The 2,398-nt window shown below is 66.9% G+C and carries 3 protein-coding genes; 1 reads left to right on the top strand and 2 read right to left on the bottom strand.

The features are described 5' to 3' along the window. Positions 1 to 2: 2 nt before the first annotated feature. The gene (locus WBV89_RS01525) at positions 3 to 1,358 is read right to left on the bottom strand and encodes a hypothetical protein (RefSeq protein ID WP_423979574.1); all 1,356 of its coding nucleotides are present in this window, start codon (positions 1,356 to 1,358) and stop codon (positions 3 to 5) included. 243 nt (positions 1,359 to 1,601) lie between these two features. Between WBV89_RS01525 and WBV89_RS01520 the strand changes: the two genes are divergently transcribed. Next, the gene (locus tag WBV89_RS01520; protein ID WP_423979573.1) at positions 1,602 to 2,066 is read left to right on the top strand and encodes a plastocyanin/azurin family copper-binding protein; all 465 of its coding nucleotides are present in this window, start codon (positions 1,602 to 1,604) and stop codon (positions 2,064 to 2,066) included. A 106-nt stretch (positions 2,067 to 2,172) separates the two neighbouring features. Here the strand turns inward: WBV89_RS01520 and WBV89_RS01515 are convergent. Continuing rightward, on the bottom strand, positions 2,173 to 2,398 hold a 226-nt coding region (locus tag WBV89_RS01515; protein ID WP_423979572.1), incomplete at its 5' end, for a hypothetical protein.

The following is a 2,398-nucleotide window of genomic DNA, read 5'->3' as shown; positions in this document are numbered from 1 at the left end:
GATCAGCTCGTTGCGGCGACGATGCCGGTCGCCAGCAGGAGTGCTGCCATCGGCATGTGCTGGCCGGCCGCACGGAGGCCCGTGAAGGCGGCCGGGTCGCCGGCGACCATGTCGTCGATCGCGAGGGTGAGCGTCGCAACGTGCTCCTCGAGTCCGGGGATCAGATCGTCGGGCGCAATCTCGCCGCCCGTGATCTCCTCGAAGAACGCACCAGCGGCCTGCTGGTATCCCTCGAGGTCCGTCAGCGCCTGAGCCTTCATCTCGTCGTCTCCGGTCGCTGCACCCAGGGTGTAGTCGACGAAGAATCCGATGTGCTCACGCCAGAGATCCTGGAACGCCGCGCCGTTCTCCTCGCCAGCGACCGACGCGACGGTCTCCGACAGGCGAACCGTGTTGCCGTCGAGCGTCTCGATCGCAGCCTGGACATTCGCCTGCTCGAGGTCGCCACCGTTCTCGATGGCCTGCTCGATGGCGATGCCCGCGAGGTAGACGTGCTCCTGGAGCTGGAACGTCAGGGTCGACCGGGTCACGGCCGGAACGCTGTCCGTGGCGCCGGGGAACATGTCCGGCAGTGCGGCGACGATTCCGGTGGCCAACAGGTCGGCCGCGCCTTCCATGTGTGCCGCCGCAGCCTGCAGGTCGTCGAACGCTGCCGGATCGTCAGCGACGATGCTGTCGATCGCGGTCGTCAGCGTGGCCACGTGCTCGGCCAGTCCGCCGACGAGCACGTCGGCCTGGATCTCTCCGCCGGTGATCTCCTCGAAGAACGCACCAGCAGCTTGCTGGTAACCCTCGAGGTCCGTGAGAGCCTGGGTCTTCATCTCTTCGTTGCCGGTTGCTTCACCGAGGGTGTAGTCGACGAAGAATCCGATGTGCTCACGCCACAGTTCGAGGAAAGCATCGCCGTTCTCCTGACCGGCGACCGATCCGACGGCGTCGGCGAGTGCGACGGTGTTCTCGTCGAGGGCGGCAACCGCGGCAGCGGTGGCAGGCTCCTCGAGGTCGCCGCCGGCGTCGACGGCCGTCTCGAACGCGATGCCCGCGAGGTACACGTGCTCTTGGAGCAGGCTGGTGAGGCCGGCCTTGAGGCTGGATGCACCGTCGTCGACGGCGAACGAAGCCGGGTCGGCCTCCTCCATCGCTTCGGTGTCGGCCGGTGCCTCTTCCATGGCCTCGGTGTCGGCCGGCGCCTCTTCCATGGCTTCGGTGTCGACGGGGGCTTCGGTCTCCTGGACGGCCTCGGTTGCGACGGGGTCGGTGGCGTCGGACGACGCGTCGTTCGAATCGCTGCCACAGGCGGCGACGGTCACCGAGACCGCTGCGGCCAGTGCGAGCATTTTTCGTGATGAGTAGCGCATGTGTGTGGTTCTCCTTGAGGGGTGTTCACGACTTCATCCGGTCGAACCGGATCCGAGTCCGTATCTGACGAGCTCGTGATGAAGGTTCGGACGTCGGCCGGTTCTGGATCACCGAGTTGCCATCTCGGGTTCGGAAACCGACTCGATCGACGACATCGCGTCCTCGATCGACGCCATCCGTTCGCCCGCGTGCACCGGATGGTGCTGAGTGATCCAGCGACGACCGCTGTGCGAACCTTTCCCATGCGAACTCTCAAGCTCTCCCCCGTCCTGGCTTCGGCCGCAGTCGTCCTCACCCTTGCCGCGTGCTCGGGCTCGGACTCCGACAGCGCATCGACGCCTCCCTCCGATGTCGCTGCCACCGACGCGCCCACCGACGCCTCCGACCCGGCAGCCGAAACCGAGGACGATTCGGCCGGTGAGTCCGGCACCGAATCAGCAGCCGACTCGACGGGGGGCGCGGTGAATCTCGAGAAGTCCCGCTTCGACCCCGTCGACCTCGAGGTCTCGGTGGGGGACACGGTCACGTTCACGAACAGCGACCCGTTCGCACACACCGTCACCTCCAAGGACGGTGAAGCACTCGAATTCGACTCGGGAGAGTTCGTCGACGGGGAAACGTTCGAGGTGACGTTCGACGAAGCGGGCTCGATCGCCTACTTCTGTCAGATCCACCCGACGATGCGCGGAACCGTCACCGCCAGCTGACCCCCACCACCCCGTTCTCGTGAACTGTTCGCGCACGGAGCGCTGGAACAGTTCACGAGGTGCGACCCGGCGGTGGGCTCCGGGTCGCGGACCTGATCCCTGCGGTTCAGCTCGGCACGCCGTCGCAGCTGATCACGCGACGATCGTGCGCTGCCCATGCCCGCTCGTCGGGGAACGTGCCCGAGACGGACGCCGGGTCGATCGGGAGGTCCGACTCGCTCAAGAGTTCAGCGCACAGCTGGGCGCGTTCGTCGCGCAGCGCATCGTCTCCCGGATAGGGCGCCCCGGGCTCGCCGGAAGCGGTCACGGTTCCGATGGCCATCAGTGCCCCA

Source organism: Ilumatobacter sp. (genome assembly GCF_049588435.1).
GTDB lineage: Bacteria > Actinomycetota > Acidimicrobiia > Acidimicrobiales > Ilumatobacteraceae > Ilumatobacter_A.
Note: the sequence above shows the minus strand (reverse complement) of the source record. Positions and strands in the feature narration are given on the sequence as shown.